Source organism: Streptomyces sp. NPDC042346 (assembly GCF_055581845.1).
In genome coordinates this window covers 339,195-356,362 of the sequence record NZ_JBVJEH010000008.1, presented here as the reverse complement: position 1 = coordinate 356,362, position 17,168 = coordinate 339,195, and the positions used below count along the sequence as shown (strand labels likewise).

At 73.0% G+C, this 17,168-nt stretch carries 12 protein-coding genes; 10 read left to right on the top strand and 2 right to left on the bottom strand.

Features of this window, described 5'->3' with window-relative positions:
• The first annotated feature begins 51 nt into the window (after window positions 1-51).
• The 6 genes from miaA to hflX all read left to right on the top strand — a co-directional run bounded on the left by miaA (window position 52) and on the right by hflX (window position 8,225).
• Entirely contained in the window at window positions 52-990 is a 939-nt protein-coding gene (miaA, locus tag ACZ6K0_RS29575) for a tRNA (adenosine(37)-N6)-dimethylallyltransferase MiaA (protein ID WP_024754921.1), read from the top strand.
• Between the two features lie 108 nt (window positions 991-1,098).
• On the top strand, window positions 1,099-1,575 hold the full coding sequence (locus ACZ6K0_RS29570) for a hypothetical protein (protein ID WP_469233023.1): 477 nt from the start codon (window positions 1,099-1,101) through the stop codon (window positions 1,573-1,575).
• 66 nt (window positions 1,576-1,641) lie between these two features.
• Window positions 1,642-2,523, top strand: a complete 882-nt coding sequence (gene dapF, locus ACZ6K0_RS29565; protein WP_469232746.1) for a diaminopimelate epimerase — start codon at window positions 1,642-1,644, stop codon at window positions 2,521-2,523.
• Window positions 2,524-2,755: 232 nt separating this feature from the next.
• Window positions 2,756-5,005 carry a RelA/SpoT family protein gene (locus ACZ6K0_RS29560; RefSeq protein WP_469232748.1) on the top strand — a complete coding sequence of 750 codons (2,250 nt, stop codon included), beginning with the start codon at window positions 2,756-2,758 and terminating at the stop codon, window positions 5,003-5,005.
• 95 nt (window positions 5,006-5,100) lie between these two features.
• The gene (locus ACZ6K0_RS29555) at window positions 5,101-6,591 is read left to right on the top strand and encodes a M1 family metallopeptidase (RefSeq protein WP_376401260.1); all 1,491 of its coding nucleotides are present in this window, start codon (window positions 5,101-5,103) and stop codon (window positions 6,589-6,591) included.
• 140 nt (window positions 6,592-6,731) lie between these two features.
• The gene (gene hflX / locus ACZ6K0_RS29550) at window positions 6,732-8,225 is read left to right on the top strand and encodes a GTPase HflX (protein ID WP_469232750.1); all 1,494 of its coding nucleotides are present in this window, start codon (window positions 6,732-6,734) and stop codon (window positions 8,223-8,225) included.
• Between the two features lie 137 nt (window positions 8,226-8,362).
• Here hflX and ACZ6K0_RS29545 read toward each other — a convergent pair whose 3' ends face one another.
• On the bottom strand, window positions 8,363-9,529 hold the full coding sequence (locus ACZ6K0_RS29545) for a trypsin-like serine peptidase (protein WP_469232752.1): 1,167 nt from the start codon (window positions 9,527-9,529) through the stop codon (window positions 8,363-8,365).
• A gap of 142 nt (window positions 9,530-9,671) precedes the next feature.
• Window positions 9,672-10,847: a trypsin-like serine peptidase gene (locus tag ACZ6K0_RS29540; RefSeq protein WP_376401252.1), complete on the bottom strand. Its 1,176-nt coding sequence runs from the start codon at window positions 10,845-10,847 to the stop codon at window positions 9,672-9,674.
• 322 nt (window positions 10,848-11,169) lie between these two features.
• Between ACZ6K0_RS29540 and ACZ6K0_RS29535 the strand changes: the two genes are divergently transcribed.
• From ACZ6K0_RS29535 to ACZ6K0_RS29520, 4 genes are all read left to right on the top strand, one after another.
• Entirely contained in the window at window positions 11,170-12,606 is a 1,437-nt protein-coding gene (locus tag ACZ6K0_RS29535; protein WP_469232754.1) for a diaminobutyrate--2-oxoglutarate transaminase family protein, read from the top strand.
• Between the two features lie 38 nt (window positions 12,607-12,644).
• On the top strand, window positions 12,645-14,495 hold the full coding sequence (locus tag ACZ6K0_RS29530) for an IucA/IucC family protein (RefSeq protein WP_469232756.1): 1,851 nt from the start codon (window positions 12,645-12,647) through the stop codon (window positions 14,493-14,495).
• A 55-nt stretch (window positions 14,496-14,550) separates the two neighbouring features.
• Entirely contained in the window at window positions 14,551-15,249 is a 699-nt protein-coding gene (locus ACZ6K0_RS29525; RefSeq protein WP_376401243.1) for a GNAT family N-acetyltransferase, read from the top strand.
• Window positions 15,250-15,310: 61 nt separating this feature from the next.
• Window positions 15,311-17,140 (top strand): IucA/IucC family protein, encoded by a 1,830-nt coding sequence (locus tag ACZ6K0_RS29520; RefSeq protein WP_469232758.1) that lies wholly within the window; start codon window positions 15,311-15,313, stop codon window positions 17,138-17,140.
• The last annotated feature ends 28 nt before the right edge of the window (window positions 17,141-17,168 follow it).

Genomic DNA, 17,168 nt, shown 5'->3' with positions numbered 1-17,168 from the left:
CGTCACGTAGCTCGTTCGGGGAGGGGCCGTGAGGTTTGCGAGACTGGTGCGGTGAGAAGCGCAGCTCCCGCCCCGCGGGTCATCGCCGTCGTCGGCCCCACCGCGGCCGGAAAGTCCGATTTGGGTGTCTTTCTGGCCCAGCAGCTCGGCGGCGAGGTCGTCAACGCCGACTCGATGCAGCTCTACCGGGGGATGGACATCGGGACCGCCAAACTGACGATGGAGGAACGGGACGGCGTCCCGCACCACCTCCTCGACATCTGGGACGTGACCGAGGCCGCCAGCGTCGCCGAGTACCAGCGCCTCGCCCGCGCCGAGATCGACCGACTGCTCGCCGCGGGCCGCACCCCGGTCCTCGTCGGCGGTTCCGGCCTGTACGTACGGGGGGCCGTCGACGCCCTGGAGTTCCCCGGCACCGACCCCGCCGTCCGGGCCCGGCTGGAAGCCGAACTGGAAGAGCGCGGCTCCGGCGTCCTGCACGCCCGGCTCGCCGAGGCCGACCCCGAGGCCGCCCGCGCGATCCTGCCCAGCAACGGACGCCGCATCGTCCGCGCCCTCGAAGTCATCGAGATCACGGGCAAGCCCTTCACCGCCAACCTGCCCGGCCCCGACTCCGTCTACGACACCGTCCAGATCGGCGTCGACGTGGCCCGCCCCGAACTGGACGAGCGGATCGCCGCGCGCGTGGACCGGATGTGGGAGGCAGGCCTCGTCGACGAGGTGCGCACCCTGGAGGCCCAGGGCCTGCGCGAGGGCCGCACCGCCGCCCGCGCCCTCGGCTACCAGCAGGTGCTCGCCGCGCTCGCGGGGGAGTGCACCGAGGACGAGGCGCGCGCGGAAACCGTGCGCGCCACCAAGCGCTTCGCCCGCCGCCAGGACTCCTGGTTCCGCCGCGACCCGCGCGTCCACTGGCTCAGCGGAGCCGCCGATCACCGCGGGGAACTCCCGCGGGAGGCGCTGTCGTTGGTCGAACGAGCGGTTACAGCCTGATCACGTGATGGCATCGGGACGCCCTGCCCGTCAGTTCGGCGGTCAGGAGCGTGCCATCATCGAGAATCGATCGACCAAGTGGAGTCCGAGTGGGGAGGGCGCGTGGCGATGGAGGCCGGCCCTCGCGACAGAGAACACCAGGAAGCGGTCCTTGGCGACCCGACGGGCGAAGCCCCGGTCGGGGCCCCGGGCCTGACACCGGACGGTCCTGACGACGCGGAAGGCACCGCTGTCGAGGTGCACGCCGACGAGGTCGAGGTCGAGCTCAGACCGCAGCGCCGCCTGCGGATCTGGCAGCTCGCCCCGATCGTCGGCCTCGCCGCCGTCGGCTCCCTGATGTTCGCCTTCCCGCTCGCCTTCGGCTCCGGTGACGGCGGCGCCGTCCTCGCCATGCTCGGACTGCTGATCAGCTCCTGTGCGGCGGGCTGGGGCATGATGGCCGCCCGCAAGGTCGGCTACACCTGGCCCGGGCTTCCGCAGCGCGGCTCGGGCGAGCGCCCCGACTGGCGCGTCCTCGGCCTGTACGTGGCGACGATCGGCGTCCTGGTCGCCCTGGCCGTCTGGCGCGTCGCCCGCCTCCGCTGAGCCCTCCGGACGTCCCGCGGCGGACGGCCGCGCCGCCTGTCGGACCCGCCCCGTACAGTTGATCTCGTGACCAGCACGCAGACCTCGCCGCTCCCCTTCCTCAAGGGCCACGGCACCGAGAACGACTTCGTGATCGTCCCCGACGCGGACAACGCCGTCGAGCTGAGCCCGGACGCCGTCGCCCGGCTCTGCGACCGGCGCGCCGGCATCGGCGGGGACGGACTGCTGCACGTCGTGCGCAGCGCCGCCCACCCCGAGGCCCGGCACCTGGCCGACGAGGCCGAGTGGTTCATGGACTACCGGAACGCCGACGGCTCGGTCGCCGAGATGTGCGGCAACGGGGTCCGGGTCTTCGCCCGCTACCTGGAGCACGCCGGGCACGTCACCGCGGGCGAGGTGGCCGTCGCCACCCGAGGCGGGGTCAAGCGCGTCCACCTCGACAAGGACGGTTCCGTCACCGTCTCCATGGGCCGCGCGGTCCTGGCCGACGCCGGGGTCACCGTCACCGTCGACGGCCGCAGCTGGCCCGCGCGGAACGTGAACATGGGCAATCCGCACGCGGTCGCCTTCGTCGAGGACCTCGGCCACGCGGGCAACCTCTTCACCGAGCCGCCCTACGAGCCCGCCGCGGTCTACCCGGACGGGGTGAACATCGAGTTCGTCGCCGACCGCGGCCCCCGGCACGTCGCCATGCGGGTCCACGAGCGCGGCGCCGCCGAGACCCGCTCCTGCGGCACGGGCGCGTGCGCCGTCGCCGTCGCCACGGCCCGCCGCGACGGCGCCGACCCCGCCGCGAGCGGAGCCCCCGTCACGTACACCGTCGACGTCCTCGGCGGGACCCTCGTCATCACCGAGCACCCCGACGGCGAGATCGAGATGACCGGCCCCGCCGTCATCGTCGCCGAGGGCACCATCGACCCGGCATGGCTGTCGGTCCCCGGCGCATAGCTTTCCGGCGCGCAGATTTCCGGAGCTCAGGTCTTCGGCGGGTCCGCTCCGTTCCCACCGGAACCCTGGGAATCGAAACAGTCAACGACTGATTTGTCGCTCGAATGGGTGATCCGATTCACGCTGAGCGAGAGCGTGACTGCGCCACGTGGTGGGGTCGGTAGCATCAAGCACCGGCCCCCCGGGCACGCCTGGCCCGCCCACCGCCGGTCGACGTTGCCGGAGGTGCCCCATGAGCGCAGAGGCCACCAACCCTGTGAGCGCGGCGGACGCCGCCGTCACCGACACGACCGCCCGCAGACGCGGACGCGCCCGGATCGACCTGCGCCGCCTCGGCCGCGCCGCCCTGCTCGGCGCCACCGCCGGACCGGCGCCCCGTGACCGGCTGCCCGACGCCATCAGCCACGTCGCCGAGGCGCACCGGGCCCACCACCCCGAGGCCGACCTCGCGGTCCTGCGCCGGGCCTACGTCCTCGCCGAGTCCTCGCACCGCGGCCAGTTCCGCAAGAGCGGCGAGCCGTACATCACGCACCCGCTCGCGGTCACGCTCATCCTCGCCGAACTGGGCGCGGAGACCACCACCCTGACCGCCTCGCTCCTCCACGACACCGTCGAGGACACCGAGGTGACGCTCGACCAGGTGCGGAGGGAGTTCGGGGCCGAGGTCGCCTACCTCGTCGACGGCGTCACCAAGGTGGAGAAGATCGACTACGGCGCCGCCGCCGAGCCCGAGACCTTCCGCAAGATGCTCGTCGCCACCGGCGACGACGTCCGGGTCATGTCGATCAAACTCGCCGACCGCCTCCACAACATGCGCACCCTCGGCGTGATGCGGCCCGAGAAACAGGCCAGGATCGCGAAGGTCACCCGGGACTTCCTCATCCCGCTCGCCGAACGGCTCGGGGTCCAGGCCCTCAAGACCGAGCTGGAGGACCTCGTCTTCGCGATCCTCCACCCCGAGGAGTACGAGAACACCCGCGCGCTCATCGCCGACAACTCCCACGCGGGGGACGCCCTGGACGCCGTGGCCGAGCAGGTCGGCGCCGTCCTCCGCGAGGCCGGCATCGGCGCCGAGGTCCTCGTCCGGCCCCGGCACTTCGTCTCCGTGCACCGCGTCCGCCTCAAGCGCGGCGAGCTGCGCGGCTGCGACTTCGGACGGCTCCTCGTCCTCGTCGCCGAGGACGCCGACTGCTACGGGGTCCTCGGCGAGCTCCACACCTGCTTCACCCCGGTGATCTCCGAGTTCAAGGACTTCATCGCGGCCCCCAAGTTCAACCTGTACCAGTCCCTGCACACCGCGATCGCCGCCCCCGACGGGGCCGTGGCCGAGATCCTCATCAGGACCCACCGGATGCACACGGTCGCCGAGGCCGGAGTCGTCGCCCTCGGCAATCCGTACGCGGGCCAGGAGCCGTACGCCGGCCGGACAGCGCCCACGGGACCGTCCGCCCCCGCGCCCACCTCCGACCCGCAGCCCGAGGACGGCGAGCGCGTCGACCCCACCCGCCCCGGATGGCTCTCCCGGCTCCTCGACTGGCAGCAGTCGGCCCCCGACCCCGACACCTTCTGGAGCTCGCTCCGCGCCCACCTCGCCGAGGACGACGAGATCACCGTCTTCCGCGCCGACGGCGGCACCCCCGGCACGATCAGCCTGCCCGCCGGAGCCAGCTGCGTCGACGCCGCCTACGCGCAGCACGGCGAGGCCGCCCACGGCTGTCTGGGCGCGCGGGTCAACGGCCGCCTCGCCCCCCTGAGCACCGTCCTCGGCGACGGGGACACCGTCCAGCTGCTGCTCGCCCAGGACACCGTGACCGGGCCCGGAGCCGGAGCCGGGGCCGGCCCCGGAGCCGCCGGGTCCGGTCCCTCTCCCGAGTGGCTCGACCACGCCCGTACCGCCGCCGCCCGGATCGCGATCACCGCCTGGCTCCGGGCCCACCCCGAGGCGGCCGCGGCCCCCGCCGACGCGGGCCCCCGGCCCCAGATCAACGTCACCGCCGACCGGCACTCCGGCGCCGAGCTCCACGCCGACCTGGACGGCGAGCCGCCCGCCGCCGTCCGCCCCGCCGGCTGCTGCACACCCGTACCGCCCGACGAGATCACCGGATTCCGCGTCCGCGGCGGCTCCGTCACCGTCCACCGGACCGGCTGCGCGGCCGTCGAGACCATGCGCGGAGTGGGCCGCGCGCCCGTCACCGTCCGCTGGGGCGACACCGCCCAGTGCAGGGTCACCCTCGTCGCCGAATCCTTCGGCCGGCCGCGCCTCCTCGCCGACCTCACCGAGGCCATCGCCACCGCCGGGGCCGCCGTCGTCTCCGCGACCGTCGAGCCGCCCAGCGAACAACGGGTCCGCCACACGTACACCCTCCACCTCCCCGACGCGGCCGGACTCCCCGCCCTGATGCGGGCCATGCGGGACGTCCCGGGGGTGTACGACGTGCACCGCGCCCGCCGCCGGAGCACGGCGGAGCCGCGCGAGGCGTGACGTGACCTCCTTCGGGTGGCGGGCGAGCGCGCCGCCCGGAGGAGCGGGGAAACCCCTGGTAGCCGTAGGGCCAGTCCTCCGGAAAGGCCTGGCCCATGCCGCTCGTCCGAAACCCCCTGCCGCGCGCCCGGTGGCTGCGCGCAGCCGTCCTCGTCGCCGCCTCGACCGGGCTCGTCGCCGCCGCGCTGCCCGCCCCGGCGCCGCTCGGCATCGGCGACCCGCTCTTCCCGCACCTCGGCAACCCCGGCTACGACGTCCTCGCGTACGACCTCGACCTCACCTATCCGGGGGTCAACACGAAGCCGCTCGCCGCCGTGACCCGGATCGACGCCCTCGCCACCGAGGACCTGGAGCGGCTCAACCTCGACTTCACCCACGGGACCGTCTCCGCCGTCACCGTCGACGACCTGCCGGCCTCGTACACGAGCAGCGGCGAGGACCTGATCGTCACCCCCGCCGTGCCGATCGACGCCGGCGAGCCGATCGAGATCACCGTCACCCACACCAGCGACCCCACCGGCCCCGCCGACACCGGCGGCTGGGTCCGGACCGGCGACGGCCTCGCCATGGCCAACCAGGCGGACGCCGCCCACCGCGTCTTCCCGTCCAACGACCACCCCGCCGACAAGGCCTTCTTCACCTTCCGGATCACCGCCCCCAGCGCCCTCACCGTCGTCGCCAACGGCCTGCCCACCGGCCGCGACGACCACGGCGCCACCACCACCTGGACGTACCGCACCCGCCACCCCATGGCCACCGAGCTCGCCCAGGTCTCCATCGGCAGCTCCACCGTCGTGCACCGCACCGGCCCCCGAGACCTGCCCGTACGGGACGTGGTGCGGACCGCCGACCGGAAGCTGATGGAACCCTGGCTGCGCAAGACCCCCGGCCACCTGGAGTGGATGGAGCGGCAGGTCGGCCCGTACCCCTTCGAGACGTACGGTGTGCTCATCGCCGACGCCGACACGGGGTTCGAGCTGGAGACGCAGACCCTCTCCCTCTTCGAGCGCGGAATCTTCACGGAGCCCGGCTACCCGGAGTGGTACGTCGACTCGATCATGGTGCACGAGCTGGCCCACCAGTGGTTCGGCGACAGCGTCTCGCCCCGCACCTGGTCCGACCTCTGGCTCAACGAAGGACACGCGAGCTGGTACGAGGCGCTGTACGCGGAGGAGAAGGCCGGCAAGCCGCTGGAGCGTCGGATGAAGGCGGCCTACGCGGCCTCCGACGCGTGGCGGGCGGACGGCGGCCCGCCCGCCGCGCCCGAGCCGCCCTCGCCCGACCACAAGATCAGCCTCTTCCGGCCCGTCGTCTACGACGGCAGCGCCCTCGTCCTCTACGCGCTCCGCCAGGAGATCGGCACCGAGGCCTTCCGGCGCCTGGAGCGCCGCTGGGTCGCCGACCACCGGGACTCCACCGCCACCACCGCCGACTTCACGGCCCTGGCCGGCGAGATCGCGGGACGGGACCTCACCGCCTTCTTCCGCGACTGGCTGTACGCGGCGAAGACCCCGCCCATGCCCGGCCACCCCGACTGGCGCTCGCAACCCGTCGGGACCGGCAGGACCGCGCCGAAACCGGGGTGACGGGCCCGGCCGGGCCGTGCCACCATCGTCAGGTCGGCGACGCGGCCGGAACCGGGAATCTTCCGGTGCCGTCACGCGTTGCGACGAATACAGACTCAGTTGCGTCGCTGTCAGGCGACGTCATTCGACGTTAGGACCCAATGACCTCCTCTTCTTCCCCTTCCCAGGACGAGCAGCGCTTCGCGGAGACGAGCCGTACCGAGAGCCTTCGGGCCGATGCCCTGATGGAAGAGGACGTCGCCTGGAGCCACGAGATCGACGGAGAGCGGGACGGCGAGCAGTTCGACCGCTCCGAGCGCGCGGCCCTGCGCCGCGTCGCCGGCCTCTCCACCGAACTCGAGGACGTCACCGAGGTCGAGTACCGCCAGCTGCGCCTGGAGCGCGTCGTGCTGGTCGGCGTATGGACCTCGGGGACCGTGCAGGACGCGGAGAACTCCCTGGCGGAGCTCGCGGCCCTCGCCGAGACGGCGGGCGCCTTGGTGCTCGACGGCGTGATCCAGCGCCGTGACAAGCCGGACCCGGCGACCTTCATCGGCTCCGGCAAGGCGCGCGAACTGCGCGACATCGTGGTCGAGACCGGCGCCGACACCGTCGTCTGCGACGGCGAGCTCAGCCCCGGCCAGCTCATCGCCCTCGAAGACGTCGTCAAGGTGAAGGTGGTCGACCGGACCGCCCTGATCCTCGACATCTTCGCCCAGCACGCCAAGTCCCGAGAGGGCAAGGCGCAGGTCGCGCTCGCGCAGATGCAGTACATGCTGCCGCGACTGCGAGGCTGGGGTCAGTCGCTGTCCCGTCAGATGGGCGGCGGCGGCGGTGGCGGCATGGCCACCCGCGGTCCCGGTGAGACCAAGATCGAGACCGACCGGCGCCGCATCCGCGAGAAGATGGCGAAGATGCGCCGGGAGATCGCGGAGATGAAGACCGGCCGCGACATCAAGCGCCAGGAGCGCCGTCGCAACAAGGTCCCGTCGGTCGCCATCGCCGGATACACCAACGCGGGCAAGTCCTCCCTGCTCAACCGCCTCACCGGCGCGGGCGTACTCGTGGAGAACGCCCTGTTCGCCACCCTCGACCCGACCGTGCGCCGGGCCGAGACGCCCACCGGCCGGGTCTACACCCTGGCCGACACCGTCGGATTCGTCCGGCACCTGCCGCACCACCTGGTCGAGGCGTTCCGCTCCACCATGGAGGAGGTCGGGGACTCCGACCTCATCCTGCACGTGGTGGACGGTTCCCACCCGGCGCCGGAGGAGCAGCTGGCCGCCGTGCGCGAGGTCTTCCGGGACGTCGGCGCGGTGAACGTCAAGGAGATCGTCGTCGTCAACAAGGCGGACGCGGCGGACCCCGTGGTCCTCCAGCGTCTGCTGCGGATGGAGAAGCACTCCATCGCCGTCTCGGCCCGCTCGGGCCAGGGCATCGAGCAGCTGCTCGCGCTCATCGACGCCGAACTGCCGCGCCCCGAGGTCGAGCTGGAGGCCCTCGTGCCGTACACGCAGGGCGGTCTCGTCTCGCGGGTGCACGCCGAGGGCGAGGTGGAGTCCGAGGAGCACACCCCGGAGGGCACCCTGCTCAAGGCCCGGGTGCACGAGGAGCTGGCGGCGATGCTCGCGCCGTACGTTCCCGCCGCGCACTGAGCCACGGCAACCGCTGAGGGCGCTGCCCCTTCCCCGTACGGGAGGGGGCAGCGCCCTCGGTCGTGCTGCGGTGGGCGCGGTCCCGGGTGGTGCCGCAGCGCCGTGTGGTGCCCTGCGGCGCCGCGCGCTCGCTCAGGTCAGCGGGCGAACTTCTTGCTGACCATCTCGTGGGCCGCCTTGGCGCCCTTGCCCAGCTGCGGTCCGGCGAGCCAGCCGTTGCTGCCGGCCGGGCCGATCGAGGTGTTCGACACCAGCGCCGTCTTCCCGTTCGGCAGTACACGGAACCAGCCGCCGCCCGAGGAACCGGCCGTCATCGTGCAGCCGATCCGGTACATCGTCGGCGTGGCCGGGGCCGTGGTGAGCCGCGTCGGGCGGTCGAGGCACTTGTGCATGATCAGCCCGTTGTACGGCGGAGCCTGCGGGTAGCCCCAGGCGCCCATCGTCCCCGCCTGCGCGGCCGTCGGCGCGGAGAAGTCGACCGGCAGCGCGGCGCCGACGGTCTCCTCCAGCGACTTGCCGCCCCGCTCGGGCTGCACGTGCAGCACGGCGTAGTCGTACGGCCAGGCCTGGTTCGTGCCGCCGCGCTGGATCCAGTCACCCGAGGTCACGGCCCAGTCGGCCCAGTACTGCCCGTAGGGCGCGATCTCGTGCGGCTGAGCGTTGTTCAACGCGGAGGCCGACTTGCCGAGATCGTTGTAGGCCGGCACGAAGGTGATGTTGCGGTACCAGCCGCCCTGCTTGCCCGCGTGGACGCAGTGCCCGGCCGTCCAGACCATGTTGGACTTCCCGGGCCGCCGCGGGTCCTTCACGATGGTGCCGGAGCAGACCATGTGGCCCTCGGGCGCGTCGAAGAAGATCTTCCCGACCGGGGCCGCGTTGCGGTGGTACGGCGTCTTCTCGCGCTGCGCCTTGACGGGCCGGGGCGTCGGATCGGTGCCGCCCGTGCCGGCCTGCGCGGTGATCGTCTGCTCCGGGCTCTTCGCCGACTGCATGCGCGTCGGGTCCCAGAGGCCGTCGATCACCGGGTTGACGAAGTCCTCGGCCTCACGGAGCCAGGTCGCCCGATCCCAGTTCTTCCACTCGCCGTCCTTCCACTTGTCCAGGTCCACGCCGTGCTTCTTGAGCTTGTCGGCGAGGTCCTCGGCGAGGTCGCCACCGGCGTCGTCGCCGGCGGGAGCGGAGCTGCTCGCCCCCGCGGCCGGCTTGTCGGCGGCCGGGGTCTCGGTGGGGCCGCAGGCCGTGGCGGTCAGCGCGAGCGCCGCCGCCAGACCGAGGACGGCGGGTATGTGTCGTACAGAACGCATGACGTGAATTCCCCCTGTGGTGTGGTGCGTGTCCGGGACCGGCCGTGGGCTGCATGTCGGACACAGGTGGTATGCCGGACATGAGCCGTCGGCCGGGCATGGGTGGAGGCGGGACCCCAGGGGCCCCGCCTCCGTGCCGCGCCTACTGCCCGGCGTACTTCTTGCTGACCTCGTCGAAGATGGCCTTGGCCTCCGGTCCGAAGCGCGGACCCGCGAGCCAGCCGGCCGTCGACGGGCCGATCGAGGTGTTCGACACCAGCGCCGGCTTGCCGTCACTGCCCTGGGCCACCCAGCCACCGCCGGACGAACCACCGGTCATCGTGCAGCCGATCCGGTACATCGTCGGCTGCTCCGCCTTCAGCGACAGCCGGCCCGGCTTGTCCTGGCACTGGAACATCTTCTGGCCGTCGAACGGCGGCGCAGCCGGGTAACCGGTCGCCGTCAGGCTCGCGATCTTCGGCACGGCCGGCGCGTTGAACTCCACCGGAAGCGCCGAACCGACGGTCTCCTCGAGCGACTTGCCCGAGGCGCCCTTCTCCGGGGTCACCTGGATGACCGCGAAGTCGTAGGGGGCACCGGCGCCGCCCGTGGACGCGCCCTCGGCGATCCACTGGTCGGAGGTCTTGACCCAGTCCGCCCACCACACGCCGTACGGCGCGATCTGCTCCCGCGTCGCCTTCTCCAGGTCGGAGGTCGGCAGCGCGCTGTCGTTGTACGAGGGCACGAAGGCGATGTTGCGGTACCAGCCGCCCTGGTTGCCCTTGTGCACGCAGTGCCCGGCCGTCCAGACCAGGTTGGACTTGCCCGGGTGGGCCGGGTCCTTCACGACGGTGGCCGAGCAGACCATCGAGCCCTCGGGACCGTCGAAGAAGACCTTCCCCGCCTCGGCCGCGTTGCCGTGGTACTTCGGGGCGACGGCCTTCGCCTTCACCGCGGCCGGGGTCGGGTCGGTGACACCCTCGTCACCCGAGATGTCCTCCTCCTCGACCGGCTTGTCGGGGCGCTCGGCCTCCCGCATCCGGTCCGGGTCCCACAGGTCCTCGATGATCGGGTTGACGAAGTCCTTGGCCTCACGGAGCCACTTGTCGCGGTCCCAGTTCTTCCACTCGCCGTCGCGCCACTTGTCGAGGTCGATCCCGTGTTCCTTCAGACGCTCCTTCAGGTCCTCCGGAATCTTGATCTTGTCGGCCGGGTTCAGGCTCGCGGGCGCGCTGGGCTTGTCTCCCGCGTTCTCCTCGCTCGGCCCGCAAGCCGTCGCGGTGAGCGTCAGCGCCGCGACGGCGGAAGCCGCCATCAGCAGCGGACGAATCGATCGCATCTCGTGATCCCCCTGGAACTACATCAACGTGTGCATGGGCGAACGGCGGCCGCGTCCTCGCGGACGGCGACCGACGGCCCCCAACTATGCCGGTGCCGGAGGGGACGGTACCCGGCCCGCCGCCGGTTCCGGATGCCGTTCAGCCGTTGCCGTGCCGTGATCCGGGACACGCCAACTTCTTGTCACCCGGCCCGTGATCCCCGGCAGTTCCCGTCGTTGGTACGTACGGGGGACACAACGGCGGCGCTCAGGACGGCCCTTGCGGCGGCTCCGCTCCGCCCACATGTGCAACGCAACCGTTACAGCGGGAGGACACCGAGCCGTGGCCGTGACCGAATCAGCTCCTGCCGGCGCACCGGCCGCGCGGGTGCGGAACCCGGCGGACGACGCGCCGGACCACAGGGGCGCGTACGAGGGGATCCTGCGCCGCCAGTCGCAGCGCGAGTCCGCCGCCCGCACCTACGCCCGCTCCCTGCCGATCGTCCCCGTGCGGGCCCGCGGGCTGACCATCGAGGGCGCCGACGGCCGCCGCTACCTGGACTGCCTCTCCGGCGCCGGGACGCTGGCCCTCGGCCACAACCACCCCGTCGTCCTGGAAGCGATCCGGAAGGTCCTCGACTCGGGCGCACCGCTCCACGTCCTCGACCTCGCCACCCCCCTCAAGGACGCCTTCACCTCCGAGCTGTTCGCCACCCTGCCGGGCGGACTCGCGGACAACGCACGGATCCAGTTCTGCGGACCGGCCGGCACGGACGCCGTCGAAGCGGCCCTCAAACTCGTCCGCACCGCCACCGGCCGCGACGGACTCCTCGCCTTCACCGGCGCGTACCACGGCATGACCGCCGGAGCCCTCTCCGCCTCCGGCGGGGCGACCGACGTCCGCGTGACCCGGCTGCCCTACCCGCAGCACTACCGCTGCCCCTTCGGCGTCGGCGGCGACCGCGGCGCCGAACTCTCCGCCCGCTGGACCGAGACCCTCCTCGACGACCCCAAGAGCGGTGTCCCCACCCCCGCCGGAATGATCGTCGAGGCCGTCCAGGGCGAAGGCGGGGTCATTCCCGCCCCCGACGACTGGATGCGCCGGATGCGCCGGATCACCGCCGACCGCTCCGTCCCGCTCGTCGTCGACGAGGTCCAGACCGGCGTCGGCCGCACCGGCGCCTTCTGGGCCGTCGAGCACAGCGGTGTCGTGCCCGACGTGATGGTCCTCTCCAAGGCCATCGGCGGCTCCCTCCCGCTCGCCGTCATCGTCTACAGGTCCGAGCTCGACGCCTGGGAACCCGGCGCCCACGCGGGCACGTTCCGCGGCAACCAGCTCGCCATGGCCGCCGGAACGGCCACCCTCGCGTACGTCCGCGAGAACAGGCTCGCCGAACGGGCCGGCATCCTCGGCGCCCGTATCCTCGGCCGACTCCAGGGCCTCGCCGCCGCCCACCCCTGCGTCGGCGACGTCCGCGGCCGGGGCCTGATGATCGGCGTCGAACTCGTCGACCCCGACGCGGCCGGCCCGGCCGACCCCGTCCCGCCCGCCGCCCCCGCCCTGGCCCTCGCCGTCCAGCAGGAGTGCCTCGCCCGCGGACTCATCGTCGAACTCGGCGGCCGCCACTCCGCGGTGGTCCGGCTCCTGCCCCCGCTCACCCTCACCGACGAGCAGGCCACCGCGGTCCTCGACCGCTTCGCCGACGCCCTGGCCGCGGCCGAGCGGGCCCACACCCCCACGACGGGTGCCCCCCGGACCACCCCCGGACCGTCCCACTGACCCCGGACCGCCCCCGGCCCCACCCCAAGGAAGCCCCCGTGAACGCCACCCCCACCTCCCCGGCGACCGAGACCGCAGCGCCCCCCGCCGTCGAGGAACCCACCGTCCCGCGCCAGCACGCCGGACCGTACGACCCACGGCCGACCCGCCCCGCCCCCGGGGCCGGCGCGCCCGACCCGCTGGACGACCCCGACCCGCAGCGCGCCGCCGACGTGGCGACCATCGAGAACCTGCTCCGCTGCTGGATCCGGGAGAAGAACCTGCCCGCCCCCGACTCCGCCACCCTGCGCGTCCCCCTCGACGCCAGCGGCACCGCCCTCCTCGTCCCCGTCCGCTACTGGTCGGCCACCGGCTGGCACCGCTTCGGCGCCCCCTCCCTCGAAGGCCTCCCGGCCTCCGCGCCGACCGCCGACGCCGTCACCGTCGCCGCCCTGCTCAGCCGCGAGACCGGCCGCCCCGAGGGCACCGAACTCGTCGGCCGGGTCGCCGACTCGGCCCGGCGCACCGCCGACTTCCTCACCGAGCGGCGCCACAGCCCCCACCCCCACCCGGACGCCGACCTCTTCCTCGCCGCCGAACAGGCCCTGCTGCTCGGCCACCCCCTCCACCCCACCCCCAAGAGCCGCGAAGGACTCTCCGAGGCCGAGGCACGGCTCTACTCACCCGAACTCCACGGCTCCTTCCCCCTCCACTGGATCGCCGTCGACCCCACCCTCCTGGCCTCCGACTCCGCCTGGACCGAACAAGGCCGCCACGTCACGGCGGAACAGCTCGCCGCCGGCCTCGCCGAAGGACTCAGCGCCCCCGCCGGCACCGCCCCGCTGCCCCTGCACCCCTGGCAGGCCCGCGAGCTCCTGCACCGCTCCGACGTCCGCGAGCTCCTCGACGCCGGCCTCCTCCACGACCTCGGCCCGCACGGCAGCCCCTGGCACCCCACCTCCTCCGTCCGCACCGTCCACCGCCCCGGCGCCCGGGCGATGCTCAAGCTCTCCCTCGGCCTGCGCATCACCAACTCCCGGCGCGAGAACCTCCGCAAGGAACTCCACCGCGGCGTCGAGGTCCACCGCCTCCTGCGCACCGGCCTCGTCGACGAGTGGCAGGCGGCCCACCCCGGCTTCGACATCGTCCGCGACCCCGCCTGGCTCGCCGTGGACACCCCGGACGGCACCCCCGTCCCCGGACTCGACGTCATGATCCGCCACAACCCCTTCGGGTCGGGCGACGACGCCGTCTGCATCGCCTCCCTCACCACCCCCCGCCCCTGGCCCGGAGCCGCCACCATGCGCTCCCGGCTCGCCGATGTCATCGGCCGGCTCTCCACCCGCACCGGCCGCACCACCACGGCCGTCGCCGCCGAGTGGTTCCTCCGCTACCTCGACCAGGTCGTCCGCCCGGTCCTGTGGCTCGACGGACACGCCGGCATCGCCCTGGAGGCCCACCAGCAGAACACCCTGGTGCTCCTGGACCCGGACGGCTGGCCCGTCGGCGGCCGCTACCGCGACAACCAGGGCTACTACTTCCGCGAGTCCCACCGCGCCGAACTGGAGGCCCGACTCCCCGGCATCGGCGCCCACAGCGACACCTTCGTCTCCGACCAGGTCACCGACGAACGCTTCGCCTACTACCTCGGCATCAACAACGTCCTCGGCCTGATCGGCGCCTTCGGCGCCCAGCACCTCGCCGACGAGCGCGTCCTGCTCGCCGCCTTCCGCAGCTTCCTCACCTCCGCCACGAGCCTGGGCTCCCCCCTTCCGCACCGGCTCCTGGAGGCCGCGACCCTGCGCAGCAAGGCCAACCTCCTCACCCGCCTGCACGGCCTCGACGAGCTCGTCGGGCCGGTCGACACCCAGTCCGTCTACGTCACCGTCACCAACCCCCTCCGCACCTGAACCCGCCGCCGGAGCACCCCACGCCCGAGCGCACCGCCGAGAGGAGAGCGACACCGTGCCACCCACCCGACCCCCGGTGGACCCACCCGGGGACGACACCCTCGACCTGAGGGTCGACGACCTCGTCGCCCTCCTCGCCGCCGGAGACCCGTCACCCGCCCCGGGCGGCGACCCCTCCGGCGGAGACCTGCTCGACTCCGTCGCCGACTGGGACGCGACCCCCACCCGCTTCGGCGCCTTCCAGCTCGTACCCGTACGCCTCGACCGTGACCTGCCGCTCCTCACCCGGTGGATGAACGACCCCGCGGTCGCCGCCTTCTGGGAGCTCGCGGGGCCCGAGACCGTGACCGCCGAGCACCTCCGCGCCCAGTTCCAGGGCGACGGCCGGAGCGTCCCCTGCCTCGGCGTGCTCGACGACGTGCCCATGAGCTACTTCGAGATCTACCGGGCCGACCTCGACCCGCTCGCCCGGCACTACCCGGCCCGCCCCCACGACACCGGCATCCATCTCCTCGTCGGAGGCGTGAGCGATCGTGGCCGCGGCGTCGGCACCGCCCTCCTGCACGCCGTCGCCGAACTCGTCCTCGACCACCGTCCCCGATGCACCCGGGTCGTCGCCGAACCCGACATCCGCAACACCCCCTCCGTCTCGGCCTTCCTCGGCGCCGGCTTCCGCTACGCGGCGGAAGTCGACCTCCCCGACAAACGAGCCGCGCTCATGATCCGTGACCGCGCCCTGCGTCACGCTCTGTGAACACCCCTCTGACGTACATACACCGCTCGACCCACAGCGGTTCCCACCCCGAGGAGTCCTCGTGTCGACGTCCCCTGCACCCCACGACTCCGCACAGCCCGTTACGCCCCTCGCGACCGCGACGGCACCCGAGCTGCTCGCACCCCCCGAGCTGACTCCCGCCGCCTGGACCCGCGTCTCCTCCCGCCTCCTCGCCAAGGCCCTCGCCGAGTTCGCCTACGAGGAGATCGTCGAACCCGTCCCGGCCGACGGCGGCGAGCCCGACCGCCACGCGCTCCGGCTCGACGACGGCACCACGCTCACCTTCCGCGCCCGGCGAGGCGCCTACGGCGGCTGGCGGGTCGCCGCCGACTCCATCACCCACGAGGGCCGGCCCATGACCGACCCCTTCGACTTCCTGGTCCGCGCCCGGAACCTCCTCCGCCTCGACGGCGCCACCCTCGGCCACCTCATCCGCGAGCTCTCCGCCACCCTCGCCGCCGACGCCCGCCTCGACCACACGGCCCTCACCGCCGACCGGCTCGCCGAGCTCTCCTACGCCGAACTCGAAGGCCACCAGACCGGCCACCCCTGGCTCGTCCTCAACAAGGGCCGCATCGGCTTCGCCGCCTCGGACGCCGCCCGCTGGGCCCCCGAGGCCCGCCGCGCCACCCGACTGCCGTGGATCGCCGTCAGCAACCGCATCGCCGCCTACCGCGGCATCGCCGGACTCGAAACCCCCGACCGCCTCTACACCCAGGAACTGGACCCCGAGGTCCACGCCGCCTTCCGCGCCGAACTCACCGCCCGCGGTCACGAACCCGACGGCTACCTCCTCCTGCCCGTCCACCCCTGGCAGTGGGACGAGGTCCTGCTCCCGCTCTACGCCCCCGCCGTCGCCGCCGGCACCGTCGTCCCGCTCTCCGCCGACGGCGACCTCCGCCTGCCGCAGCAGTCCGTCCGCACCTTCCTCAACACCAGCCGCCCCGACCGGCACACCGTCAAACTCCCGCTGTCGGTGCTCAACACCCTCGTCTGGCGCGGACTCCCCACCGAACGGACCCTCGCCGCCCCCGCGGTGACCGCCTGGGTCCACGGGCTGCGCGACGCCGATCCGTTCCTGCGCGACGAGTGCGGAGTGATCCTCCTCGGCGAGGTCGCGTCGGTCACCGTGGAGCACCCCCTCTACGACCGGCTGCCCGAAGTGCCCTACCAGTACAAGGAACTCCTCGGCGCGATCTGGCGAGAGCCGCTCCGGCTGCCCCCCGGCGAGCGCGCCCGGACCCTCGCCTCGCTGCTCCACACCGACCCGAACGGCCGGGCCTTCGTCGCGGAGCTCGTCGAGCGGTCCGGACTCGCTCCCGACGTCTGGCTCCGGCACCTCTTCGGCGCCCTCCTGCCCCCGCTGCTGCACTTCCTCTACCGGTACGGCACCGTCTTCTCACCCCACGGCGAGAACGCGATCGTCGTCTGCGACGGCCAGGACGTCCCCGTACGTCTGGCGATCAAGGACTTCGTCGACGACGTGAACATCAGCGCCCAGCCGCTCCCCGAGCACGACACGATGCCGGACGACGTCCGCGCGGTGCTCCTCACCGAGGAACCCGACTTCCTCACCCAGTTCATCCATTCGGGGCTCTTCGTCGGTGTCTTCCGCTATCTGGCGCCGCTCTGCGAGGAACAACTCGCCGTCCCCGAGACGGAATTCTGGTCCCTCGTCCGCGCGGAGATCCTGCGCCACCAGGCACGCTTCCCCGAGCTGAAGGAACGGTTCGAGCAGTTCGACCTCCTCACGCCCCGGATCGAGCGGCTCTGCCTCAACCGCAACCGTCTGCACCTGGACGGCTACCGCGACCGGCCCGAGCGCCCGCACGCGGCCGTCCACGGGACCGTCCCCAACCCGCTCGCGTGAGGCGCGCGCGTGCCCTGGCTGTCAGTGC

What these genes read in the sequence shown, in the direction of transcription:
- ACZ6K0_RS29570 (WP_469233023.1), top strand. Translation starts at nt 1,099, where the DNA reads ATGGAGGCCGGCCCTCGCGACAGAGAACACCAGGAAGCGGTCCTTGGC.
- ACZ6K0_RS29560 (WP_469232748.1), top strand. Translation starts at nt 2,756, where the DNA reads ATGAGCGCAGAGGCCACCAACCCTGTGAGCGCGGCGGACGCCGCCGTC.
- ACZ6K0_RS29555 (WP_376401260.1), top strand. Translation starts at nt 5,101, where the DNA reads ATGCCGCTCGTCCGAAACCCCCTGCCGCGCGCCCGGTGGCTGCGCGCA.
- hflX (WP_469232750.1), top strand. Translation starts at nt 6,732, where the DNA reads ATGACCTCCTCTTCTTCCCCTTCCCAGGACGAGCAGCGCTTCGCGGAG.
- ACZ6K0_RS29545 (WP_469232752.1), bottom strand. Translation starts at nt 9,529, where the DNA reads ATGCGTTCTGTACGACACATACCCGCCGTCCTCGGTCTGGCGGCGGCG.
- ACZ6K0_RS29540 (WP_376401252.1), bottom strand. Translation starts at nt 10,847, where the DNA reads ATGCGATCGATTCGTCCGCTGCTGATGGCGGCTTCCGCCGTCGCGGCG.